The organism is Chromobacterium haemolyticum (assembly GCF_009936155.1).
Classification (GTDB): Bacteria; Pseudomonadota; Gammaproteobacteria; order Burkholderiales; family Chromobacteriaceae; genus Chromobacterium; species Chromobacterium haemolyticum.
Genome location: NZ_AP019312.1, coordinates 1,217,220 through 1,241,949 on the forward strand (window position 1 = coordinate 1,217,220; position 24,730 = coordinate 1,241,949).

Consider the following 24,730-nt stretch of genomic DNA (forward strand, 5'->3'; position numbering starts at 1 on the left):
AACGCCGGCATTTACGCTGGCGGTTCCCAAGCGTTGGATAAGGGTAAAGTGTTTGACGAATTAAACAATAACGATCATGCCGCGTTTGCCGGCCATCTTGATCGCGCCCGCCGGATTGGCGGGCCTTGCTGATCTGTCCGGGTGAGGCGCGCGCGCCACAGCGGAGATAATTTTTCGAGAGTGTTTGCACTAGATGTTGTCAAATTTATTAAACGTGGCATAGGCTTCTGTTCAAGACTAAAACGACAAAGGCGCTTGCTGTCGTCGCGGCCGTCCGGCCGCGGCAGCTCTCGGCGCCGCACAGAGGAGACATCATGTTGGCAACGGACACGGCGGTGGCGGCATGGCCACGCGCCCTCGCGGCGGGGCCGCCGGCCGGCGCGGAAAGCCGGACGGACTCTTGACCCCATGCGCGCCGGCCCCGGCCGGCGCGATCATCAAGCAAGGCATTCGATTGCCGCCCGCCGCCTCGAAACGAGGGCCGCGCGGCGGACGCAGCAGGCCCGCGCCGCTGCGGAACTGCAATAGAGGGAACGACTCAATGACGCAAGCTGTTGCCGCCAAACCGGCCCAAGCCGCTTTTTCCGCCTACAACGCCCAAGCCGCCGAGGCGCAGACCGACGCAGACAAGGCTTATCTGCGCATTGCCGGCGTGCTGAAAAAGTTCGGCGATCATGTCGCGGTGGATCATGTCGATCTGGATATCCGCAGAAATGAAATTTTCGCCTTGCTCGGCAGCTCCGGCTGCGGCAAGTCCACGCTGTTGCGCATGTTGGCGGGGATGGAGACGCCGACTTCGGGCCGCATCATCCTCGACGGGGAAGACATGCAGGGCCTGCAGCCGTACGAGCGGCCGGTGAACATGATGTTCCAGAGCTACGCGTTGTTTCCGCATATGACGGTGGAGCAGAACGTGGCCTTTGGTTTGAAGCAGGATAAGGTGTCCCGGGACGAGATCGCCGAGCGGGTGGGCAAGATGCTGGACCTGGTGCAGATGCGCAAGTACGCCAACCGCAAGCCGCATCAGTTGTCGGGCGGTCAGCAGCAACGCGTGGCGCTGGCGCGCAGCCTGGTCAAGCGCCCCAAGCTGCTGCTGCTGGATGAGCCCTTGGGCGCTCTGGACAAAAAACTCCGCCAACAGACCCAATTGGAACTGGTCAACACCATCGAACAGGTGGGGGTGACCTGCATCATGGTGACTCATGATCAGGAAGAGGCGATGACCATGGCCAGCCGCATCGGCATCATGAGCGAGGGCTCCTTGTTGCAAGTGGGCACGCCGTCTGAAATTTACGATTACCCCAACTGTCGCTTCACCGCGGAGTTCATTGGCGAGAGTAATATTTTCGAGGGCGCGGTGGTGGTGGACGAGCCGGACCTGGTGGAAATCCGCTCGCCGGAGCTGGGCGGGGACATCCGCATCGATCACGGGATTACCGGCCCCAAGGGCATGCGTGTTTGGGCCAGCATTCGCCCGGAAGATGTGCGGCTGGACATCAAACCGCTGCCGGCGGGGCCTAATCTCGCAGCCGGCGTGGTGGAGGACATCGCTTATCTGGGCAGTTATTCCATCTATCACGTGAAACTGGCCAGCGGCAAGGTCGTCAAATCGGTGGTGCCGTCTTCGCGCTGGTATGACGCGGGCGAAACCGCGCCAACCTGGGGCGACGCGGTGTTCGTCAGCTGGCGGCAGGATGTTCCTGTGGTTTTGACCCGGTAAGAACTGCCCGCAAGCGGATGCCCGCGGCCGGGCATCCGCTTTTTTCATCTTCCATCGCGAAAGGAAAGGCTTTGACGCGTTTGTCCATCCCTTGATCCTGCCGCCGCATCATTTGTCTTCATGAGAGGTTTCCATGCTTCGTTTTGCCCATCAAGCCCATGCGCCATCCTATTACGCCGCCACCGCTCGGCCTTGGGAGCCCGGGGCGGCGTTGCAAGGTGCGGTCGACTGCGATGTCTGTGTGGTGGGCGGCGGGCTGGCGGGTTTGTCGGCGGCGTTGAATCTGCGGGAGCGAGGATTTTCCGTCGTCTTGTTGGAAGGCGCGCAGATAGGCTTTGGCGCTTCTGGGCGCAACGGCGGACAGGTGATTGCCGGGTTCGCCTGCGGCATTGACACGTTGCGCGCGCAGCTGGGCGACAGCCTGGCAAAGCAGATGTGGAATATGTCGGTGGAGGCGGTGGAGATCATTGAGCAGCGGGTGAGCCAGCACCGCATCGACTGCGATTGGCGACGCGGCTATGTCAGCGTGGCGGTCAAGCCGCGGCATATGCAGGAATTGGAGGACTGGCAGCGAGAGGCGGCGCAGACCTATGACTACAGCGGCATGCAGCTGTGGGATAAGGCCGAACTCAGAAGGCGGCTAGCCAGCGAGCGCTATCAGGGAGGCCTTTACGATCCGCGCTCGGGTCATCTGCATCCCTTGAACTATGCGCTGGGGCTGGCTCGAGCCGCGCGCGAGGCGGGCGTCGCCATTTACGAGCAAAGCCCGGCATTGCGCCTGACCCGCGACGCGCGGCCGCAAGTGGCGACTGAGCAGGGCGTGGTCAATTGCACCCAGGTGGTGTTGGCTTGCAACTCCTATATTGGCGCGCTGGTGCCGGAATTGGAGCGGCGGATCATGCCGGCCGGCACCTATGTAATTGCCACCGAACCCTTGGGCAAGGAGCGGGCCGAGGCTCTGATCGCCAACGACATGGCGGTGTGCGACACCAATTTCGTGCTGGATTACTATCGCTTGTCCTCCGACCACCGTTTGTTGTTCGGCGGGAAGGTCAGCTATTCCGGACGCGAGCCGACCAATCTAGCCGCAGGCATGCGCAGCGACATGTTGCGGGTGTTCCCGCAACTGGCAGACGTCAAGATCGACTACGCTTGGGGCGGATTCTGCGATATCACGGCAAACCGTGCCCCTGATTTTGGACGCTTGGACGGTAATATCTATTACCTTCAGGGTTTTTCCGGACACGGTGTCAACATCACCGGTTTGGCCGGCAAGGTGGTGGCGGAGGCGGTGGCCGGCGACGCTTCGCGTTTCGACCTGTTCGCCAAGATTCGTCATAATCACTTTCCCGGCGGCCGCTGGTTGCGCACGCCGGCCTTGGTGCTGGGCATGGCTTATTTCCGGATGCGGGATTATTTATGAACCGGCGCTGACGCGTTGCGGATCATGGGCAGCCTTCGCGCTGCCTTTTTGCTTTTCAGGAGGGGTCCAGATAATCGTAGCCGCCCCAATCCAGCGCGTAGGCGGTATGGTTGTCCGCGGTGCGGATGGGTTTGAGCAAGCCGTTTTGCTCCATGTAGACTAGATGCTCGTGAACGTCGTCCGCGCTGTATTCGCCGCCGGATTCGCGAGAGAGCGCTAGAAACAGTTTGTGTTCGTCCAGGTACTGGATGTGCATGGTCTGCAGCAGGCGCAGCGTGCGGAAAATCAAGGTTTCGTTGCGGGTCATGACAGCGGATATTTTATTTTTATGACTATTCATTTATCTGACACTTTAGTTTGGTGCGTCAAGAAATATGACATTATTGTTTCAAGGGGCGGGTATGACGACAGAACGGCCTGACTCGCCTTGCATCGCTGTGTGTTCCACCGCGGTGGGCGACGATATCTGCCGCGGCTGCGCGCGCAGCTTTGATGAAATCTCGAATTGGTGTTTTATGGACGCGGAGGAGCGGGAACGGGTCTGGTTGCAACTGCCGCTGCGCCAGCGAGGGTTGAAGATCGCCGCGGTCTTCACTTGCCTGCCGGAGCTTCACCAAGTTGAGGACGGCGAGTGGATGAGCGTGCCTTGCCTGTCCTTATGGTTCCGCATGGATGGAGACTGCCTGTTTTGGCGAGAGAGGGACGGTGCGGTTTGCCAGCGGGATTGCGCCGGCTGGAGCCCGGCGCAGGTTGCCGCCTTCCTGAGAGAGCAGGCAGGGGCTGAGCATCACTAGGAGGAGAGATGGCGCAGGATAGTTCTTTGACCGAGTTTTGGGATGTGCGTTATCGCGATGGCGTGACCCCTTGGGAGGGTGCGCAAACCAGTCCGGAGGCCTTGGCGTTTTTTCAGCGTCAGCCGGCCAGCCGAATCCTGCTTCCAGGCTGCGGCAGCGCCGGAGATTTACCCTTGTTGCTGGACTGCGGCCATCAGGTGTTGGCCATCGATTTCAGCGAGCAGGCCGTGGCGATCGCGCGCGCGCAATGGCCGCAGGCGGCCGCTCATATCCAGCAGGCGGATTTTTTCGCCGTCGAGCACGAGCCGCCTTTCGACGCGGTGTTTGAGCGTGCCTTTCTCTGCGCGCTGCCGCCCCGCCTGCATACACGCTATGCGGAGCACATGGCTCGTTTGCTGCGCTCCGGCGGCACGCTGGCGGGCGTGTTCTTCATCGCGGACACCTCGCGCGGCCCGCCGTTCGGCCTGAGCATGTCGGCCTTAAGCGCTTTGCTGGAGCCGGCTTTCGCGTTGGAGAGCTGTCAGCCGCAGGAGGACGGCGTGCCGGTATTTGGCGGTCAGGAGTTCTGGATGGTGTGGAGAAGGCAACACGGAAGCGAAGATTTGTAATACATTGGCATTGCCTATTTGATGATAATCAATAGTCCGCCAACTATTCCAAAAACAAGGCCGCCATCGCTTAGGATGGCTGACTGAAGTCAATAAACAACAATAATTCTAGATAACAGCGGCAATCAGGTCCAAAGCGCCGGATGGCGCGGGGCCTGAATCAGGCGCTGAACAGGATTGCGGAGCAAGAGGAGAAGTCATGCAGTGGTTCTGGCGCGTGTATACCCTGGTGGAAAAGACTTTCTGGGATACGTTGACCAAGAAATTGTGCAGTTTCTTTTTTATCAGCCTGTTTCAGTTGGGCATGGTGGCTTATGTTTATTATGTTCTGGAAGACATTCGGAGCCTGCTGAAAGGGCAAGTCGCTTCGCCCCAAGTGTTGGCGGGCATCGAGTCCAGCATAGACGGAGCCCTGTTTTGGACGATGGCGCTGTGGATGATCAGCTTCGTCTTCATTGCCTTTATGGTCTGGTATCTTCGTTTTTTGATTGTCCGGCCTCTAAAAATGATTATCCGGATTTTCAATGAAATAGGCGCCGGCGAGGGCGATCTGTCCAGAGACATTCCCACCATCACCCATGACGAAATCCGCGAACTGTCGCTGTCGTATAACCGTTTTCTGCTGAAAATGCGCGAAATCATTAGCAATGTGCGGTTGATGACGGTGCGGATCGCGATGGATTCGGCGCGCACCCGAAAGAATGTGGTTGAGTCGCTGGAGGGGGCGCGCAAACAGGATCAGTTGGCGACGCAAGTCCGGGCCGCCAGTGATCAGAGCACCGAGGGCGTGGGCCAGGTCACAGAGCAGACCCAGGCGATTTCATCCACCACCCTGGCCAACCTGGACGTGGCGCGGGAGTCCTACGCCGAGCTCAAGTCCGTGGCTGAGAGCATTTACGGCATTAATCAGAAGGTGGGCCATTTCAACCACACTGTGGATGATTTGAGCCAGCGCTCGTCCAGCATCAAGACCATTGTGGATCTGATCAAGGATGTGTCGGATCAGACCAATTTGTTGGCTTTGAACGCGGCGATCGAAGCGGCGCGGGCCGGCGAGAGCGGACGCGGTTTCGCCGTGGTGGCCGATGAAGTGCGCAAGCTGGCGGAGCGAGTCAAAAAAGCGACGGACGAGATTTCGCATAATATCGACGATATGCTGGGGCTGGTGTCGGAAACCCAGGTGGAAACCGCCCAGATCACCGAGGACACCAAGTCTGCTCGCGAAATCGTCTCCAAGGCGTCGGAGCATTTCAGCAAGATGATGGGAGACTTTGAAACAACGGCGAATAGTCTCAGTCAGATCGCCGCCACCATGTCGGAGTTCGTCGCTTCTAATGGACAGGTCAATCTTCATGTGGCGGAAATTCACGAGCTAGGTCATCAGGTGACGGACCGCCTGAACCATACGGAAGAGTCGGCCACCAAGCTGTCCGGGGCTGCGGAGCAGGTGCAGCAGTTAGTGGCGCGCTTCATTTTGGGCGAGGGCGAGTTCGACCAGATCATGCAGACGGCCAGGGGGGCGCGGGATGAGTTGCAAGCCATCATGACCGCGCAGCTGGCCGCGGGCGTACCGCTGTTCGATCAAAACTACCAGCCCATCGCTGGCGCCAAGCCTGCCAAGTTCCGCACGCAGTACGACGCCAAACTGGAAAAGCTGATGCAGCCAGTGTACGACCGCGCCGCCAAGTCCGTGCCAGGCGGTGTGTTCTGTCTGGCGGTGGATACCAATGGCTACGCGCCGACTCACAATAGTTGGTATAGCCAGCCCTTGAGCGGGGATCCGGCCAAGGACTTGATCAATAGCCGAGACAAGCGCAAGTTTGCCGACGTCGCCGGCCTGCGGGCGGCTCGCAGCACACAATCCTTCCTGTTGCAGACGTACACCCGCGATACTGGAGAAGTGTTGTCGGAGGTGGTGCTGCCCATCATGCTGTCAGGCAAGCATTGGGGCGGCTTCCGACTGGGCTTCAACCCGGAGGAACTGCTGGAATCGCTTGGACGCGGAGCCGGCCGGAACTGATATGTTGCCGGGTGGAAGCAAAACAAAACGGAGGCCGCGGCCTCCGTTTTGTTTTGAGCTGTGCTTCAAATTTGCAGGGGGGTCAGTAGAGTGACGACGCCCAGGCCGGCAAACAGCAGCGCGGCAATAGTGTGCACCATTTTTTGCGGCAACTTCTTCGCGGCCACCTCGCCCAAGAGCACCGCGGGCACATTCGCTAGCATCATGCCCAAAGTGGTGCCGGCCACCACCAGCAGCAAGGCGTCGGGAAAGCGCGCGGACAAGGCGACGGTGGCCAACTGTGTCTTATCGCCCATTTCCGCGATAAAGAAAGCGATACAGGTGGTGCCGAAAACGCCAAACCGCTCTAGGAGCCGGCTATCTTCATCCAGCTTGTCCGGAATCAGCATCCAGCCCGCCATGGCGAGAAAGGAAAGGCCCAGCCCCCAACGCATGAGATCCGGGCCAATTTTGCTCATTAGCCAGTGACCCACCGCTGCGGCGGCGAAATGATTGAGCAAAGTGGCGACGAAGATGCCGAAAACGATGGGAACCGGCTTGCGGTAGCGGCCGGCCAGCATCAGTGCGAGCAATTGAGTTTTGTCGCCGATTTCAGCCAGGGCGACGATTCCGGTGGAAATGAGAAAGGCTTCCATGAAGACTCCGGGGGCTGCGCATACGCCATGACAAGCCCGCGCCGCAGCCCCGCATTGCGCAGACATGTCATGGGTCTTGCCAAACGGAAGTTTTCGTCGCATGCACCATGGCCGTGACGGCCAAGCTTGTTGATGCATGCCGGCGCTGAAAACCGCGCCGAGGCTACTCCCCCAGATCTAGCTGATTCTAAATCAGTTGGCGTAGCGGGGCAATCGGCGGGCTTGGAACCTGTTTACGATCTGCTGCGTATCGCTAAAGCGCAGCAGACATTGAACAGGCTCTTAGAGTTGAGATGTGCACTGAGGGCAGCGAGAAGCCTTTTCCGGAATATTGGATGCGCAGAATGGGCACTCTTTGGTGGCGGGAGCCGGCGCGGCGGCGGCAGGCTCTTCGCGCTTCAGTCGATTGATGGCCTTGACCAGCATGAAAATAGCGAAGGCCACTATGGTGAAGCTGACCATGGCGTTGATGAATAAGCCGATATTCAGTGTGACGGCGCCAGCTTGCTTGGCCGCGGCCACCGACACATAAGGTCCAAGCTGCTTGCTGCCTTCTTTTAGTACGAAGAACATATTGGAGAAATCAACATTGCCTACCAGCAAGCCGATGGGGGGCATGATCACATCGTCAACCAGCGATTTGACGATGGCGCCGAAGGCACCGCCGATAACCACGCCGACCGCCAGGTCGATGACATTGCCTTTCATGGCAAATTCTTTGAATTCTTTGATAATGGACATGGTTAACCTCTGTTTAAATAGCGTTAACGATTATAGAGTATTCAATTGGCTGCACTCCACCTCAAGTGCATTTTCAAGCAAGCGAACGTGGACGAACAGGCAGGCTGCCAAGCAGGGCGCCGCCAAGAATCAGCACGATGGCGGTTATTGCAATAGCGTTCAATTGCCCTTGTCCGGTGCCTATCAGCAGCAGGGTGGACAGCAAGGGCGTGGCATAGGACAAGGAGCCTATCTGTCTGGGGTCCCCCTCCTTTAGCGCGCGGTCCCATAGGAAGAAGGCGCCGCCCATCGGGCCGATGCCCAGCAGGATCAAGGCCAGCCATTGACCAGCGCTGGGGGCGACGTTGGGTTCGAACAGGAAGTGGCATAGTAGGGAAAGTAAGCCGGACAGCAGGCAGAACCCGCCGACCGCGCTATTGGGGAAGCTGGGCAGCCTGCGCGTCAGCAGGCTAAAAGTCGACCACACAACGGCGGCGCCGATGGCCAGCAGATAACCGACAAGATAGTTGCTGGACAAGGCGAGCTTGCCTCCGCTGACAATCAGCGCCGCTCCACTGAAACCCAGCGCGCCGGCCAGAATGTGACGGCCGTGCAGTATGGTGCCGGGAACCAGGATGGGCGAGAGTATCACAATCAACAGGGGCCATAGATAATTCAGCAGATTGGCTTCCATGGCCGGCGCGTGCCGAAATGCGAAGAACAGCAAGAAATGGTAGCCGAACAAGCCATAGATTCCGACCAGTAAGGTGCGCGGCGGCACTTTCCAGTCGCGGCAATGGCGGATACTGAGCAGGCTGCCGATCAACAGGCAGACGCCAACCACAAAAAATGGGGGAAGCGAGCGGGTTTGGGTGCCAAGCGTGGCCAGCGAAGCCCATAGCAAGATAGCGCCGCCGGCAAAAGCAATCGGTCTGGAAATCATTATTATTCCAATGGGGAAGGTGGGCCGATTGTAAAACGGAAGCAGAAATGGAAAAAGCCACAATCCGGCGATTGTGGCTTTTGGAAACTTGGCTCCCCGAGCAGGGCTCGAACCTGCGACCTGCGGATTAACAGTCCGTCGCTCTACCAACTGAGCTATCAGGGATCATCATTCAGTGATGCTGTCTTGTTTTGGCTCCCCGAGCAGGGCTCGAACCTGCGACCTGCGGATTAACAGTCCGTCGCTCTACCAACTGAGCTATCAGGGAATGGAAAACAAGCAATTCTCAAACAGGGCCGTAATGGCTCCCCGAGCAGGGCTCGAACCTGCGACCTGCGGATTAACAGTCCGTCGCTCTACCAACTGAGCTATCAGGGATTTGAGTGAGGGCGAACTATAGCTTCAGCCTGTCGGGCTGTCAACACTTGCGCGGTTGAAAATCGCTTGGGCCCGCCAAGCGGGGCGAAGGAGGGGCGTGCGCCGGCAATTCATCGCTGGCGAAGGGGGGCTGCGGCGCGTTAAAATTTCGTTTGTTGACCATGCGGGAATAGCCGCGTTTTTGAGGTGGGTTAAATGAATCTGGACGGGAAGCTCACGCTGGATGCGCGCGCGCAGCGGGCGAATAAAGATGCGGTGGAAATGAATGTTCATCTGCGGCAGTTGGACTCATTGCGCGCCGGTGTCGCAATATCGATTTTGGATAAGCACAAAATCATCCAGGTGGCGGGAGAGGATGCAGAGGCCTTTTTACAAGGGCAACTCTCTAGCGATGTGCGTGAGTTGTCGGATGAAAACCGCGCTCAGTACAGCAGTTACTCTACGGCCAAAGGAAGGATGCTGGCCAGTTTTCTGGTTTGGCGTTGCGATGAAACTTATTACCTGGCGGTATCTGCGGATTTGGCCGATTACGTGGCCAAGCGCTTGAGCATGTTTGTGCTGCGCTCCAAGGTGAAGGTATCGATTGCGGATAACCTGACCTTGATAGGCCTTGCGGGCAAGGCGGCCTTGGCGGCGCTGACGATCGAGTCCGCATTGGCGTCAACACCAGGGCCGCGAGAGATGGTGCGGGTTGAGCCGGGCCTGTTGATAGGCTTGCCTGGGACAGGCTGGGTGCTGGTTGTGGACGAGGCAGGCGCAGAGTGGGTGGGGGAAAAGCTGACGGACGACGCCAGCCTGATTTCTTCCGGTGTTTGGGAATGGCGGGATATTGACGCGGGTATTCCTTGGGTCCATCTGGCGACTCAGGAGCAATTTGTGCCGCAGATGGCGAATATGGAGTTGATTGGAGGGGTGAGCTTTAAGAAAGGCTGCTACCCGGGGCAGGAAATCGTCGCCAGATCGCAGTATTTGGGAAAATTGAAGCGTCGTTTGTTCAAGGTAGCATTTAAACAGCCGCTTGCCATCGGCGCTAAACTCTATAGCCCATCTGTAGCGGGTCAGTCGATTGGCATGTTGTCGGCGGTTTGCCAAGTGGCTCCGGAACAATATGAAGGTTTGGCCGTTGTTCAATTTCAAGCTTGGGAAGAGGGTATTTATGCTGACGAGGCCTATACAATAAGGCTTCTGCAACTGGACCTGCCCTATTCCTTGAATGAGGGGCTTGAGAATTAATTGATAATTTCTGTTTTGTTTCCTTGACTTGAGTAGAAAGGCTTGGCTACATTATCATCTGTAATGCACCACTACTCTTACAATATATTTGGGAACATGCTAATGGAACTGTCGAAATTGGATTTTACCCAGCTGGTGGCTCTGCGCGCCGATGTCGAAGCTGAAATCAAGCGCCGCGAAAGCGAAGAAAAGTCCAAAGCCAAGAAACAAATCATTGAGCTTGCTCGCGCTTACGGCCTGAGCGTGGAAGAAGTGCTGGGCAAAACCGGCGGCGTGCGCAAGCCGGTGGAAGCCAAGTACCGTCACCCGGTTAGCCCGGAACTGACTTGGACCGGGCGCGGCCGCAAGCCGGTGTGGGTACAAGAGTGGATCTCCAGCGGCAAAGCGCTGGAAGCACTGGCTATCTAAGCAAACTGCGGGTTTGCAATGAATTTCAAAAGCGCCTGTCATGGGCGCTTTTTCTTTGTCTGACGGCCAGCGGTCCGGCTTGAGGCTTGCTATAAATGGATGTAGCGTTCAAGCTGTTTCGTATAGTGATTGAAATGTGCTGACATTGTCTTGAGAGTGGGCGGCTATGCTGGATTTTTTTTCAAGAGGGGCTAAAGGTCGCTCCGACCCATTGGCTAGCGCGGAAGCGGCCAGGGAGTTTGTGGCGGCTTTGAAGAAGGAGCACGGTGCGGCCGCGCATGAGCGCGTGGTGGCATTGCTGTCGCCATTGGAGTTGGATTGGCACAATATTTCAGTGGATCGCGTCGAAGCGCTGCTGGCTCTCAACCAAGAGACGGAGTCGCTGCATGAAAACCTCTGCGCGCAATACTTGCTGAATACGCGCATGCCCAAAGCGCTGGAAGCGCAGCTGAGAAGCCAGATACTGGCCTACGGAAAATGTTTTATCGACAGCTATCAGCATGTGCTGACGGTCGACGCCGACTCGGTCGAAGGCGCCAAGGTGCTGACCCTGTTGCCCATCGTGTTGTCGCGAATGATGTTCTACCTTGGCGAACATGCGCGCTGGCACTGGATCCGGAGCTTTAATCCGGAGGAGGCTTTTTGGCTGGGGGTGAACCAACTCTATTGGTTTGCAGAGCATCATGGTTGCGATTCCGTGCCGGTGTTTTTATTCGGCGATGGCCAGCCGGCCACCACGGTTCAGGATCAATTTCTCATCTTGCACATGCTCGCCGTATTGACCGGGGGCAATCTCAGCGCCAGACAGTTGCACTTTGCCTATCAACTGCTGCAGGTGCTGAGTAACCGTATGTCTTTGACACGAGCATGCGCGGAATATTCGAGTTTTGTGGTTTCTTTAAAAGGACCCCATCCCGCGACGAGGGCGACAGGCGGTTTGGTGGACGAGGCGGCCCGCTACTGGGGGACGACGGACTTGGTTGAGATCCTGCACGGCTGGAGTATCGTGCTAGATGCCGGCAGAGTGCCGCCCGAAATCAAAAGGATGATGGAGCCTGGCATTGATGCCAATACTCTGCGTGCTTTGATGCGTGAGTGGTCTCCCCAGCAAATGCGTTTCGAGAGGGCTGAACGGGTGCCTGTCTCCGGGCAGAGCATAGAAGTGGCGTATCGCCTACCGGTGCTGCACCGTTTGATTCGGGGGGTAGACGAGGCCAAGCAAACAGGCGCGCTAGAAGATGGCAACTTCGATGACGCAGCCAATATACGTATTTATGGCTTCGTGACCACGAGGAAGCGGGACAAGGGGGTACCCATGCCAGGGCTGGCCTCGGGCGGGGAGGGGGGTTCTCAGCCGGCCAAAGAGGAGTTTTCGCGTTGGGAGGTAGACAATGTCAGCCAAACCGGGCTTGGCGTCACCCTTGGTGCGATGGGAAATGAATGGGTGGGGTTGGGTGCGCTGATCGGTTTTCGCGAGAAATCGGTGGACGGTTGGAGTCTCGGCGTAGTGCGCCGGGTGAAGCGGAACTCGACGGATCAGATCTATCTGGGGGTTGAAACCCTGAGTCGAAGACCTGTGGCGGCTTCATTGCGACCAACCGATGTGAGATTGATTGATCCGACGCTGCCTCCTGAGCAGGTTTGGCTGGCAGGTCATATCGCCTTGTTCGTCCCTTGCCAGCGTTCTGGCAAGGTGGTCAATGCTTTGCTGCTACCACTCTCTCTATATGTATTGGGCAAAGAGTTCTACATGACGGCCAAGGGCAAGCATTTTCAGCTTTCCCTGGGCAAGGTAATGGATAAAGGCAGTGATTGGTGTCTGAGCGAGGTGGAGTTGGTCCAGGCTTTGGAAAGGCTGCCGGTTTTGCCGTGACTTCCATCCTTTAGGATGGAGTCGAACACGGGTCGAAGCTAAGCTTTGGCCCGTTTTTTATGGATAGTCGGGTCATGGGGTAGGAGTTGGTAAATACCCTTTATGGATATTCGTTGCCGCATCAAGGGTTTGCCCGGCCTGGCCCGCTTTTGTTGAGGTTTTTGTCGCAAAAGGTGTTGACGGGTGTGGGGGCGTGACGTATAGTTCGCCTCCTCAGCAGACAACGCAGCGACGGAAACGAAACGCAGCAATCTGCACCGATCTTTAACAGAACGAATAACCGATAGGTGTAAGTGCTCGGTCGATGACCAAACACTTGCACTGCAAGACGAGAAATGTCTCGATGTTTCTTTGATCTTGCGTGCCAGAAAATTTGCTTGGAATTGAACTGAAGAGTTTGATCCTGGCTCAGATTGAACGCTGGCGGCATGCTTTACACATGCAAGTCGAACGGTAACAGGGTGCTTGCACCGCTGACGAGTGGCGAACGGGTGAGTAATGCATCGGAATGTACCGTGTAATGGGGGATAGCTCGGCGAAAGCCGGATTAATACCGCATACGCCCTGAGGGGGAAAGTGGGGGACCGTAAGGCCTCACGTTATACGAGCAGCCGATGTCTGATTAGCTAGTTGGTGGGGTAAAGGCTCACCAAGGCTTCGATCAGTAGCGGGTCTGAGAGGATGATCCGCCACACTGGGACTGAGACACGGCCCAGACTCCTACGGGAGGCAGCAGTGGGGAATTTTGGACAATGGGCGCAAGCCTGATCCAGCCATGCCGCGTGTCTGAAGAAGGCCTTCGGGTTGTAAAGGACTTTTGTCCGGGAGCAAATCCCAGTGGTTAATACCTACTGGGGCTGAGAGTACCGGAAGAATAAGCACCGGCTAACTACGTGCCAGCAGCCGCGGTAATACGTAGGGTGCAAGCGTTAATCGGAATTACTGGGCGTAAAGCGTGCGCAGGCGGTTGTGCAAGTCTGATGTGAAAGCCCCGGGCTTAACCTGGGAACGGCATTGGAGACTGCACGACTAGAGTGCGTCAGAGGGGGGTAGAATTCCGCGTGTAGCAGTGAAATGCGTAGAGATGCGGAGGAATACCGATGGCGAAGGCAGCCCCCTGGGATGACACTGACGCTCATGCACGAAAGCGTGGGGAGCAAACAGGATTAGATACCCTGGTAGTCCACGCCCTAAACGATGTCAACTAGCTGTTGGGGGTTTGAATCCTTGGTAGCGAAGCTAACGCGAGAAGTTGACCGCCTGGGGAGTACGGCCGCAAGGTTAAAACTCAAAGGAATTGACGGGGACCCGCACAAGCGGTGGATGATGTGGATTAATTCGATGCAACGCGAAAAACCTTACCTGGTCTTGACATGTAACGAACGCCGCAGAGATGTGGTGGTGCCCGAAAGGGAGCGTTAACACAGGTGCTGCATGGCTGTCGTCAGCTCGTGTCGTGAGATGTTGGGTTAAGTCCCGCAACGAGCGCAACCCTTGCCATTAGTTGCCATCATTAAGTTGGGCACTCTAATGGGACTGCCGGTGACAAACCGGAGGAAGGTGGGGATGACGTCAAGTCCTCATGGCCCTTATGACCAGGGCTTCACACGTCATACAATGGTCGGTACAGAGGGTCGCGAAGCCGCGAGGTGGAGCCAATCTCATAAAACCGATCGTAGTCCGGATCGCACTCTGCAACTCGAGTGCGTGAAGTCGGAATCGCTAGTAATCGCAGATCAGCATGCTGCGGTGAATACGTTCCCGGGTCTTGTACACACCGCCCGTCACACCATGGGAGTGAGTTTCACCAGAAGTGGGTAGGCTAACCGTAAGGAGGCCGCTTACCACGGTGGGATTCATGACTGGGGTGAAGTCGTAACAAGGTAGCCGTAGGGGAACCTGCGGCTGGATCACCTCCTTTCTAGAGAAGGTTGTTGATCGAGTACTTACAGCCTATCGGTTATTCGCGAGTTTGAGTGTCGCGATCAGAGTGCTTAATGAGTACTGTGATCGCGTTGTTTAAACGCACTGATCTTTAACAAACTGAAGAAGCCGAATATATAAAGACGGCGAGAAGGACGATGGAGTTAACTCTTCATTGGCTGGATCGTCATCTTGGGTATTTGATTGTATCTAGGCTACGTCGCCATATCAAAAGGGGCGGTGTAGTCGTCGCACAAACACAACTTGTTGTTTTAGTGATCCAGGTTACTGAAATGATAGGGTCAAGCGACTAAGTGCATCTGGTGGATGCCTTGGCGATCATAGGCGAAGAAGGACGTGTAAGCCTGCGAAAAGCGCGGGGGAGCTGGCAATAGAGCTTTGATCCCGCGATGTCCGAATGGGGAAACCCCTCCGCAAGGAGATCCCGTGCTGAATACATAGGCACGAGGAGGCGAACGCAGCGAACTGAAACATCTAAGTAGCTGCAGGAAAAGAAATCAACCGAGATTCCGTTAGTAGTGGCGAGCGAACGCGGAAGAGCCTGTACGTGTTATGGATTGTGTTAGTGGAAGGTTCATGGAAAGGACCGCCATAGTGGGTGATAGCCCCGTACACGAAAACACATTCCAAGGACTAGGCGTACGATAAGTAGGGCGGGACACGAGAAATCCTGTCTGAAGATGGGGGGACCATCCTCCAAGGCTAAATACTCATGATCGACCGATAGTGAACCAGTACCGTGAGGGAAAGGCGAAAAGAACCCCGGGAGGGGAGTGAAATAGAACCTGAAACCGGATGCATACAAACAGTGGGAGCGGACTTGTTCCGTGACTGCGTACCTTTTGTATAATGGGTCAGCGACTTACGTTCAGTAGCGAGCTTAACCGAATAGGGGAGGCGTAGGGAAACCGAGTCCGAATAGGGCGTTTTAGTTGCTGGGCGTAGACCCGAAACCGAGTGATCTATCCATGGCCAGGATGAAGGTGCGGTAACACGCACTGGAGGTCCGAACCCACTAGTGTTGCAAAACTAGGGGATGAGCTGTGGATAGGGGTGAAAGGCTAAACAAACTCGGAGATAGCTGGTTCTCCCCGAAAACTATTTAGGTAGTGCCTCATGTATCACTTCCGGGGGTAAAGCACTGTTATGGCTAGGGGGTCATTGCGATTTACCAAACCATGGCAAACTCTGAATACCGGAAAGTGCGAGCATGGGAGACAGACGGTGGGTGCTAACGTCCATCGTCAAGAGGGAAACAACCCAGACCGCCAGCTAAGGTCCCAAATGATCAGTTAAGTGGTAAACGAAGTGGGAAGGCCTAGACAGCCAGGATGTTGGCTTAGAAGCAGCCATCATTTAAAGAAAGCGTAATAGCTCACTGGTCGAGTCGTCCTGCGCGGAAGATGTAACGGGGCTCAAACTGATAACCGAAGCTGCGGATTTGCACGTAAGTGCAGATGGTAGGGGAGCGTTCTGTAGGTCTGAGAAGGTGTCTCGTAAGGGATGCTGGAGATATCAGAAGTGCGAATGCTGACATGAGTAGCGATAAAGCGGGTGAAAAGCCCGCTCGCCGAAAGCCCAAGGTTTCCTACGCAACGTTCATCGGCGTAGGGTGAGTCGGCCCCTAAGGCGAGGCTGAAAAGCGTAGTCGATGGGAAACGGGTTAAAATTCCCGTACTTTTATGCAGTGCGATGTGGGGACGGAGAAGGTTAGGTCATCAGACTGTTGGAATAGTCTGTTTAAGCCGGTAGGCTGGGGAGGTAGGCAAATCCGCCTTCCCTTAAGGCCGAGACGTGATGACGAGGGTCTACGGACCTGAAGTGACTGATACCACGCTTCCAGGAAAAGCCACTAAGCTTCAGCTGCATAAGAACCGTACCGCAAACCGACACAGGTGGGCAGGATGAGAATTCTAAGGCGCTTGAGAGAACTCAGGAGAAGGAACTCGGCAAATTGATACCGTAACTTCGGGAGAAGGTATGCCTCTTAGAGTGAATCCCCCGCGGGAGGAGCTTTGAGAGGTCGCAGAGAATCGGTGGCTGCGACTGTTTAACAAAAACACAGCACTGTGCCAACACGAAAGTGGACGTATACGGTGTGACGCCTGCCCGGTGCTGGAAGGTTAAGTGATGGGGTGCAAGCTCTTGATCGAAGCCCCAGTAAACGGCGGCCGTAACTATAACGGTCCTAAGGTAGCGAAATTCCTTGTCGGGTAAGTTCCGACCCGCACGAATGGCGTAACGATGGCCACACTGTCTCCTCCTGAGACTCAGCGAAGTTGAAGTGTTTGTGAAGATGCAATCTCCCCGCTGCTAGACGGAAAGACCCCGTGAACCTTTACTGTAGCTTTGCATTGGACTTTGAACAGACTTGTGTAGGATAGGTGGGAGGCTATGAAGTGGGAACGCTAGTTCTCATGGAGCCGTCCTTGAAATACCACCCTGGTGTGTTTGAGGTTCTAACCTTGGTCCGTGATCCGGATTGGGGACAGTGCATGGTAGGCAGTTTGACTGGGGCGGTCTCCTCCCAAAGTGTAACGGAGGAGTTCGAAGGTTACCTAGGTACGGTCGGAAATCGTGCTGATAGTGCAATGGCAAAAGGTAGCTTAACTGCGAGACCGACAAGTCGAGCAGGTGCGAAAGCAGGACATAGTGATCCGGTGGTTCTGAATGGAAGGGCCATCGCTCAACGGATAAAAGGTACTCCGGGGATAACAGGCTGATACCGCCCAAGAGTTCACATCGACGGCGGTGTTTGGCACCTCGATGTCGGCTCATCACATCCTGGGGCTGTAGCCGGTCCCAAGGGTATGGCTGTTCGCCATTTAAAGTGGTACGTGAGCTGGGTTCAAAACGTCGTGAGACAGTTTGGTCCCTATCTGCAGTGGGCGTTGGAAGTTTGACGGGGGCTGCTCCTAGTACGAGAGGACCGGAGTGGACGCACCTCTGGTGTACCGGTTGTGACGCCAGTCGCATTGCCGGGTAGCTAAGTGCGGAAGAGATAACCGCTGAAAGCATCTAAGCGGGAAACTCGCCTGAAGATGAGACTTCCCTGAGGGCTTGACCCTCCTGAAGAGTCGTTCGAGACCAGGACGTTGATAGGTCGGGTGTGGAAGCGCTGTGAGGCGTTAAGCTAACCGATACTAATTGCTCGTGAGGCTTGATCCTATCATTTGAGTGTCTTGGGTAACCGAGAGACGATGAGATAGTGGTTGTGCGACACAATTGAATACCGAATATATGTGGGTTGATGAAACATCAACTCAGGCTTCTTCTAGTTTGTACCAGTTTATGTCTGGTGGCCATAGCGAGGTGGTCCCACGCCTTCCCATCCCGAACAGGACCGTGAAACGCCTTAGCGCCGATGATAGTGTGGCATTCGCCATGTGAAAGTAGGACACCGCCAGACGCCCGATTGCGAAGCCCAGCTCATACGAGCTGGGCTTTTGCGTTGGAGCGGCTGAGACGGCGCTACAACAAGCCTCCCGTTGGGAGGCTTTCGTGCGTCTGAGGCGCGCTGGAGACAGAATAAGCAAAACGGCAGTGCCGTTTTGTTTACTTATTTTTTGGGCTTGACGGGTTTGACCGCTGCGGGTTTTTCGGTTGGGCTTTCCGGTTTTTTCACCTGTTTATCCGGTGCGATCTCGGTCAGCAACTGCTCCAGCAGTTTGCTGCGAGAGGCGATGTGATGATCGAAGCGCCAGTCTTTCAGTAGATCAATGGCGACGTCGAAATAACGCATGTCGATATCGTAGAGCAGGCTTAGATCGAAAGAGCGGCCCATTTCCAATGCGGTCGCCAGTTCCTTGAGCACTTGCATTTGCTGCGGGTCGTGTCCTTCTTCGATGAAACGGCGTATTTTTTTGGCGGCATTCATGGGGGAAGCTCCCTTGTTGGCAATGTGCCTATCTTAGCCAATGTCGTCGGGGCTGTAACTTGCATTGGCGCAAAGCCGGACCGTCTCGCCGCTTTCCCCCTCTACTGTGTTGTTCCTTTCTCGAATACCACCCAAAAGAACTATTTCGATTAGATCGTTTTTCCTTGCCCTTGCCCACGTCTGGCGAATGGGTTTTCCTTCGCGCCGGCAGTATGGTGTGAATATGGAATTGGACTGGCCGGCCGTCTGGCCACTGAGGGAGAAACGATGACATCCGAGGCATATAAGCAGTATTCGGTGCTGGTCGTCAGCACTTTTGCTTTCACCGTCTGTTTCATGGTTTGGATGATGATGGGCGTGGTGGGCATTCCAGTGAAGCAGCAACTGGGGCTGAACGAGACCGAGTTCGGCATTCTGGTGGCGATGCCTGTGTTGTCCGGCTCGCTGGTGCGGGTGCCGTTGGGAATTTGGACCGATCGTTATGGCGGCCGCATTGTTTTGTTCTGTCTGATGCTGAGCACGGTGCTGCCGATTTATCTGATGGAGTACGCCTCCCAATACTGGCATTTCCTGCTGATCGGTCTGTTCATCGGCTTGGCCGGCGGCAGTTTTTCGGTGGGTACGCCCTATGTGGCGCGCTGGTTCGACGCGCGGCATCAGGGGGGGGCGATGGGGGTGTTCGGGGCGGGCAACTCAGGCGCGGCGGTGAACAAATTCGTGGCGCCGGCCTTGATTGCGTTGGGCAGCTGGACGCTGGTGCCCCAGGTTTACGCCGGGGTGATGCTGGCCACGGCGCTGCTGTTCTGGTTTTGCAGCCATCACAATCCGGCGCATTTGAGCGGCGGCGGCCAGCGTTTCATCGATCAACTGAGGGTGATGCGCGACCCGAGGGTGTGGCGCTACTCGCAGTATTACTCGGTGGTGTTTGGCGGCTATGTGGGCTTGTCCTTGTGGCTGACCAAGTATTTTGTCGGCGAGTACGGCTTTGATATGAAAACCGCCGCTTTTCTCGCCGCCTGTTTTTCCTTGCCCGGCGGCGTATTGCGCGCGATCGGCGGCTGGATGTCGGACCGCTTCGGCGCGTATCGCACCACGTGGTGGGTGATGTGGGTGCTATGGGTTTGCTTCTTCATTCTGTCTTATCCGCAAACCGAGATGGTGGTGGCCACCGTCAAGGGGCCTTGGAGCTTGCATATCGGTCTGAACTCGGTGTTGTTCACTGCGATTTTGTTCATCGCCGGCGTGGCGATGGCCGTGGGTAAAGCATCGGTGTTCAAATTCATCGCTAACGATTTTCCAGACAACATCGGCGCGGTATCCGGCGTGGTGGGGCTGGCCGGCGGCTTGGCCGGTTTCGTGTTGCCGATTCTGTTCGGCGCGCTGGTGGACCTGGCCGGGGTGCATTCCAGCTGCTTCATGCTGCTGTACGGCGCGGTCTGCGTCAGCCTGGTCTGGATGCATTACTCGTTCAAGCCGGTGGCCGAGCAGCGTTTGCGCCTGGCGGCTGCCGCCAGCCGTTGAGTTTGAGTTGCATGGCGGCGCGTTTAAGCGCCGCCGTTAAAAGATTGTCAAATAGCGCCGGCCCGGCCATGACTCGGGCCGACGGGGAGGGTTGAGTCATGTCTTATGTCATCAAACGGTGGGAGCCAGAGAGCGCCGAGTTCTGGCAACAGGAAGGCCAGAGCATTGCGCGGCGCAATTTGTGGATTTCGATTCCGTGTCTGACGCTGGCTTTCGTCATTTCGGTATTGTGGAGCGTGGTAACGCTGAACCTGCCGAACGCGGGCTTTAATTACACCAAGGATCAGCTGTTTTTGCTGACGGCCTTGCCCGCGCTGTCCGGCGCGACCTTGCGCATTTTTTACTCCTTCATGCCGTCCATCGTCGGCGGGCGTAAATGGACGACCTTATCCACCGCCTCGCTGTTGATCCCGGCTGTATGGCTGGGCTTTGCGGTGCAGGATCCGACGACGTCTTATCCTGTGATGCTGGCGATCGCCTTGCTGTGCGGGCTGGGCAGCGGTAATTTCGCCAGTTCTATGGCTAATATCGCTTACTTTTTCCCCAAGGCGCAGAAGGGCGCGGCCAATGGTTTGAACGCCGGTTTCGGCAACCTCGGGGTGTCCTTGGCCCAGTTTGTGATTCCGCTGGTAGTGACTGGCGGCATGTTCGGCGCCTTTGGCGGCGATGCGCAGCATTATGTCAAGGACGGGGTGGAGAAGAGTCTGTGGCTGCAGAACGCCGGTTTCGTCTGGGTGCCCTTCATCGTCTTGGCGACGGCGGCTGCTTGGTTCGGCATGAACGATTTGGCTGACGCCAAGGCTTCGTTCACCGAGCAGGCGGTGATTTTCCGCCGTAAGCATAATTGGCTGATGTGTTGGCTGTACATTGGCACTTTCGGCAGCTTTATCGGTTTTGCCGGCGCCTTCGCTCTGTTGACCAAAACCCAGTTTCCTGAGGTGCCGGTGGCCAAGTTCGCTTTTATCGGCCCCTTGCTCGGCGCTCTGGTGCGTCCTATCGGCGGTGTGATTTCCGACAAGCTCGGCGGCGCGCGGGTGACGCTGTGGGTGTTCGCGGTGATGGCCTTGGCTGTGGCGGGTGTGTTGCATTTTCTACCGGCGCATGACGCGGCCGGTCAATTGAACGGCGGTAGCTTTGCCGGTTTCTTCTCCATGTTCCTGCTGCTGTTCACCATGGCCGGCGTGGGCAATGGTTCGACTTACCGGATGATTCCGACCATCTTCACTACGGGGCGGCTGCGTGCTGCGGCTGGCCGAGGCGAAGAGGCGCGCAAGCAGGCCGAGGCGGATGGGGTTAAGGAATCGGCCGCGGCGGGCGGTTTCATCAGCGCTATCGGCGCCTATGGCGGCTATTTCATTCCGCAAAGCTTTGGTGCGTCAATGAAGGCGACCGGCGGGGCGGAGCCGGCACTGCTGTGCTTCATCGTTTTTTATATTAGCTGCATGGTCTTGTGCTGGTGGTTCTATGCGCGCAAGAACGCTGAAGTGAGTTGCTGACAAGCCAAGGCAGTAAGCGAAACCGGCGGGGCGTCAAAACGATGTCTCGCCGGTTTGTCGTTTATCGGGTGGATGGGGATGGAGGCCGCTTGGTTTGCATTTGGGGGCGGGAACTTGGCCTTGCGGGATGCTCAGGGGAGTTTGACGATGTAGTTGGGGCCGCCTTCCCGCGCTTTCTGAAGGGCTTCGTTCAACCGGTCCAGCATGGGCTTGGGGGTGTTTTCACTGCCGCGTAGAGCGCTTAGCCCGACGCAGGCCGCCGCTTTGCGTTCTTCTCCCTGATACACGAAACTCAGCTGGCGCAGCGATTTGATGAGCCGGCGCGCCAGTTCGTTGGCTCCGCTGACCCCGGTATTGGGCAGCAGAATGATGAAGGCGTCATCTTCGCGCTGGGCAACGAGGTCGCTGTCTCGCGTGCTTTGAAGGCACAGGCTGCCTGCGAGGCGCAGCAAGTGGCGATGAGCCGAACCTTCATCAAGCTCCGGCATCGGTTCCGGCACGTTCATCAAACTGAGGATCAAGCCGGAGACGGCGCCGCCGTAGCGACGCGCGCGGCCGGTTTCGGCGTGGGCGGCGGACAGCAGACGGTGCATGCCGGCCACGCCGGTTAGTTTGTCGTCGTCGGTCAGTTTTTCTTCCGCGCGCAGGCTTTTCATCAGGCTGATCGAGCGCTCCACCAAATTGCGCTCAAAATCCAGCAACTGACTCATTACCTTGGTTTCCGTGCGGTCGCTGAAGCTGTAGATCAGCATGAGCGCGCCTTCCAGCTCCACTTCGCGCAGCGACATCTGAACCTCGAAGCAGCGCCCGCCGCTTGCTTGCAAGGTCAGCGAACGGTTGTAGATCATGCTGGTGCGGCGCAGTTCGCCGGCCAGCAGTTCGCCGTCGGCGGGGTCGGGCAGGAAGCGGGAGAAGGGTTGGCCGATCAGGTCGCCGTGCGGGGTGGCCAGCAGAATGGCGGCTAGCTGATTGGCGCTGACGATCTGGCCATCGGCGGGAAGCGCGATGATCAAGGCGCCTTGTACAGTGTCGATCAGCGATTGAAAGGCTTGCAGTATCGCCATAGGGCTCTCCGTAAGTCGCGTGAGGCCGGCGAGTTCGCTCCTGGCGTGGCCAGGCGCGTAGCAGTGAGGCCGCTGGTCTTAAATGCGGCTGACAAAAATGCCGGGCGCCGCCTTGCTTCGGCTCACCGTCTTGTCCGCGGCGCGCCTTGCCTTGGGCGTGAGGCTGATTTTTGTCCGCCGCTCTAAGTGTATTCCCTGAGTACAGATATTTCATGCTCAACTTGTTGGCTGGGACTTGGCTTGCTTATCTTTGCCGGGAAATGACCGCGCTTATCCTGGAAATCAGAATTAATTGCCTGCGTACGCTGGAAATTGCCATCAATCATGGTAAATTCGTGTTTGTACGCAAAATACACTAGCGAGAACCGTAGTCCGTCGCCACCCCTGACGCGGCTTTCGGTCCGCCCACACGGCGGTTTTCTCTCCCTTGCCCGGCTTGCCGGGTCCCTTCCGTTCGCTCCCGGGCTTCATGATCTGGCCTGGCGCGGGCTGCGCCTCGTCGGCGCAAAACAGCACCTTTGCCGCTGCGGCGATCGCGTTTGGGCGCGGGCGTCGATTTCGGCGATTCAAAAACAAATATTCGGACAAAGAAGCAGACTGCATTATGGCAAGATCACAATGGGGCTCGCGCCTCGGTTTCATCCTCGCCGCCGCCGGCTCGGCCATCGGGCTGGGGGCAATCTGGAAATTTCCCTATGTCGCCGCAACCAATGGCGGGGGCGCCTTCTTGTTTATTTACCTCGGCATCTGCCTGACGCTGGGCCTGGCGCTGATGCTGGCCGAAATGGCGTTGGGGCGCGCGTCCAAGGCTGGAGCCGTAGGCGCCTTCCGGCAGCTGGCCGGCGGCGGCTGGCCCATCATCGGCTATATGAGCGTTTTGGTGTGTTTCCTGATTCTGTCTTTCTATAGCGTGGTGGGTGGCTGGACCATCGCCTACATCGTCAAGGCGCTGGGGGGCGGCATTATGACGTCGGACGCCAAAACCCTGGGCGCCATTTTCAACGGCTTCATCAGCGACCCGCTGGAACCTATCGCCTACCATGCCGGCTTCGCCTTGTTGACTGTATGGGTGGTGGCCGGCGGTGTGCAGAAGGGCATCGAAAACCTGTCGAAGTTTTTGATGCCGGCCTTGTTTGTGTTGATGTTGGTGTTGATCGTCCGCGGCCTGACGCTGCCCGGCGCTTGGGACGGCGTGAAGTATTTCGTGGCCCCGGACTTTTCCAAGGTCAGCAGCGCCATGCTGGTGGACGCGCTTGGCCTGGCTTTCTTCTCGCTGTCGCTGGGCCTCGGCATCATGATCACCTACGGCTCTTATGTGAGCAAGGAATCTAATCTGCTGGGGTCTGCGTTGTGGGTGATCCTACTGACGGTGGCGACGTGCTTCCTCGCGGGTCTGATGGTGCTGCCGGCGGTTTTCGCTTTCGGTTTCGATCCGTCCGCTGGTCCGGGCCTGACCTTCATCACCATGCCGGCGGTGTTCGCCCATCTGCCGTTGGGCCAGCTGTTCGCGGTGATGTTCTTCTGCCTGCTGCTGCTGGCGGCGCTGACCTCCTCGGTGTCCCTGCTGGAGGTGGTGACCAGTTTCGCGATGGACGAGTTCGGCCTCAAGCGTGGCCAGGCGGCCTGGGTAATGACGCTGGGGATCTTCCTGCTGGGCATTCCGGCGTCCTTGTCCCTGGGGGTGTGGAGCGAATACCAGTTGTTCGGCATGGGCTTCTTCGATCTGCTGGACTACCTGACCTCCAAGCTGCTGATGCCGCTGGGTGAACTGCTGCTGGCCTTATTCGTTGGCTGGAAGGCTTGGCCGGTGGTGCGCCGCGAGCTGGCCGGCGACGGCGCCGGCCGCCGCATGCGGTTGATGCGCGGCTTCTGCATGGCGATGGCGCCGGCTTTGATCGGCTGGATCATGGTGGCCAGCCTGCGCGCGGCCTGATCGTCGTTTCCCCATAGCCCGCCGTCTTCCGCGGCGGGTTTTTCTTTGCACGCAGCTTGGTCCGCACGCTCGCCATGCCGGTGTTCTTGCCTTGCCCTGCCATTGCCTATAGTTAGAGCGGTTAGACCGCCGCGAAGGGA

Annotated in this window: 17 protein-coding genes, 3 tRNA genes, 3 rRNA genes and 1 riboswitch; of the genes, 14 read left to right on the top strand and 9 right to left on the bottom strand. The window is 57.2% G+C overall.

All coding sequences use genetic code 11. The features are described 5' to 3' along the window. The first annotated feature begins 541 nt into the window (after positions 1-541). Complete coding sequence (locus GYH29_RS05745) at positions 542-1,720, top strand: ABC transporter ATP-binding protein (RefSeq protein WP_161523353.1); 1,179 nt, start codon at positions 542-544, stop codon at positions 1,718-1,720. Between the two features lie 133 nt (positions 1,721-1,853). Next, entirely contained in the window at positions 1,854-3,143 is a 1,290-nt protein-coding gene (locus tag GYH29_RS05750) for an NAD(P)/FAD-dependent oxidoreductase (RefSeq protein WP_019104138.1), read from the top strand. Positions 3,144-3,198: 55 nt separating this feature from the next. Here the strand turns inward: GYH29_RS05750 and GYH29_RS05755 are convergent, their stop codons facing one another. Then, complete coding sequence (locus tag GYH29_RS05755; protein WP_019104139.1) at positions 3,199-3,450, bottom strand: hypothetical protein; 252 nt, start codon at positions 3,448-3,450, stop codon at positions 3,199-3,201. 94 nt (positions 3,451-3,544) lie between these two features. Here GYH29_RS05755 and GYH29_RS05760 point away from each other — a divergent pair, with 94 nt between their 5' ends. The 3 genes from GYH29_RS05760 (at position 3,545) to GYH29_RS05770 (ending at position 6,565) form a co-directional block, all read left to right on the top strand. Continuing rightward, positions 3,545-3,937, top strand: coding sequence for a DUF1289 domain-containing protein (locus tag GYH29_RS05760; RefSeq protein ID WP_198001642.1), 393 nt, complete (start codon positions 3,545-3,547; stop codon positions 3,935-3,937). 8 nt (positions 3,938-3,945) lie between these two features. After that, positions 3,946-4,545, top strand: a complete 600-nt coding sequence (locus GYH29_RS05765; RefSeq protein ID WP_161523355.1) for a methyltransferase domain-containing protein — start codon at positions 3,946-3,948, stop codon at positions 4,543-4,545. 199 nt (positions 4,546-4,744) lie between these two features. Then, complete coding sequence (locus GYH29_RS05770) at positions 4,745-6,565, top strand: methyl-accepting chemotaxis protein (RefSeq protein ID WP_118266741.1); 1,821 nt, start codon at positions 4,745-4,747, stop codon at positions 6,563-6,565. Between the two features lie 65 nt (positions 6,566-6,630). On the opposite strand, the gene GYH29_RS05775 is transcribed toward GYH29_RS05770, so the two are convergent. The 6 genes from GYH29_RS05775 to GYH29_RS05800 form a co-directional block, all read right to left on the bottom strand. After that, on the bottom strand, positions 6,631-7,200 hold the full coding sequence (locus tag GYH29_RS05775) for a TMEM165/GDT1 family protein (RefSeq protein WP_019104143.1): 570 nt from the start codon (positions 7,198-7,200) through the stop codon (positions 6,631-6,633). A gap of 1 nt (position 7,201) precedes the next feature. Then, positions 7,202-7,384: riboswitch (yybP-ykoY riboswitch) on the bottom strand. A 98-nt stretch (positions 7,385-7,482) separates the two neighbouring features. Then, positions 7,483-7,941, bottom strand: coding sequence for a large conductance mechanosensitive channel protein MscL (gene mscL, locus GYH29_RS05780; RefSeq protein ID WP_019104144.1), 459 nt, complete (start codon positions 7,939-7,941; stop codon positions 7,483-7,485). Between the two features lie 73 nt (positions 7,942-8,014). Further along, complete coding sequence (locus GYH29_RS05785) at positions 8,015-8,863, bottom strand: DMT family transporter (RefSeq protein WP_019104145.1); 849 nt, start codon at positions 8,861-8,863, stop codon at positions 8,015-8,017. An 89-nt stretch (positions 8,864-8,952) separates the two neighbouring features. Beyond that, positions 8,953-9,028 (bottom strand) — tRNA-Asn (locus tag GYH29_RS05790). A gap of 27 nt (positions 9,029-9,055) precedes the next feature. Beyond that, positions 9,056-9,131, bottom strand: a tRNA-Asn gene (locus GYH29_RS05795). Positions 9,132-9,165: 34 nt separating this feature from the next. After that, positions 9,166-9,241: transfer RNA gene (locus GYH29_RS05800), tRNA-Asn, on the bottom strand. 195 nt (positions 9,242-9,436) lie between these two features. Between GYH29_RS05800 and ygfZ the strand changes: the two genes are divergently transcribed. From ygfZ to rrf, 6 genes are all read left to right on the top strand, one after another. Then, positions 9,437-10,474 (top strand): CAF17-like 4Fe-4S cluster assembly/insertion protein YgfZ, encoded by a 1,038-nt coding sequence (gene ygfZ, locus GYH29_RS05805; protein ID WP_019103434.1) that lies wholly within the window; start codon positions 9,437-9,439, stop codon positions 10,472-10,474. Positions 10,475-10,576: 102 nt separating this feature from the next. Continuing rightward, positions 10,577-10,882, top strand: coding sequence for an H-NS histone family protein (locus tag GYH29_RS05810; protein WP_019103433.1), 306 nt, complete (start codon positions 10,577-10,579; stop codon positions 10,880-10,882). Positions 10,883-11,048: 166 nt separating this feature from the next. Next, positions 11,049-12,755, top strand: coding sequence for a hypothetical protein (locus GYH29_RS05815; protein ID WP_043591801.1), 1,707 nt, complete (start codon positions 11,049-11,051; stop codon positions 12,753-12,755). A gap of 385 nt (positions 12,756-13,140) precedes the next feature. Next, a 16S ribosomal RNA gene (locus GYH29_RS05820) occupies positions 13,141-14,676 on the top strand. Between the two features lie 302 nt (positions 14,677-14,978). Then, positions 14,979-17,867, top strand: a 23S ribosomal RNA gene (locus GYH29_RS05825). 126 nt (positions 17,868-17,993) lie between these two features. Next, positions 17,994-18,108 (top strand): 5S ribosomal RNA (gene rrf / locus GYH29_RS05830). The 16S, 23S and 5S rRNA genes sit together here, the layout of an rRNA operon. Positions 18,109-18,258: 150 nt before the next feature. Here rrf and GYH29_RS05835 read toward each other — a convergent pair. Beyond that, a complete protein-coding gene (locus tag GYH29_RS05835) occupies positions 18,259-18,576 on the bottom strand; it encodes a hypothetical protein (RefSeq protein ID WP_019103283.1) in 318 nt (105 codons plus the stop codon). Between the two features lie 267 nt (positions 18,577-18,843). Between GYH29_RS05835 and GYH29_RS05840 the strand changes: the two genes are divergently transcribed. Then, the gene (locus tag GYH29_RS05840; RefSeq protein WP_161523356.1) at positions 18,844-20,097 is read left to right on the top strand and encodes an MFS transporter; all 1,254 of its coding nucleotides are present in this window, start codon (positions 18,844-18,846) and stop codon (positions 20,095-20,097) included. A 98-nt stretch (positions 20,098-20,195) separates the two neighbouring features. Then, positions 20,196-21,593 carry a NarK family nitrate/nitrite MFS transporter gene (locus GYH29_RS05845; protein ID WP_019103281.1) on the top strand — a complete coding sequence of 466 codons (1,398 nt, stop codon included), beginning with the start codon at positions 20,196-20,198 and terminating at the stop codon, positions 21,591-21,593. 131 nt (positions 21,594-21,724) lie between these two features. Here the strand turns inward: GYH29_RS05845 and GYH29_RS05850 are convergent, their stop codons facing one another. Continuing rightward, positions 21,725-22,657, bottom strand: coding sequence for a PAS domain-containing protein (locus tag GYH29_RS05850; RefSeq protein WP_019103280.1), 933 nt, complete (start codon positions 22,655-22,657; stop codon positions 21,725-21,727). Positions 22,658-23,261: 604 nt separating this feature from the next. Here GYH29_RS05850 and GYH29_RS05855 point away from each other — a divergent pair. Further along, entirely contained in the window at positions 23,262-24,590 is a 1,329-nt protein-coding gene (locus GYH29_RS05855; protein ID WP_019103279.1) for a sodium-dependent transporter, read from the top strand. The last annotated feature ends 140 nt before the right edge of the window (positions 24,591-24,730 follow it).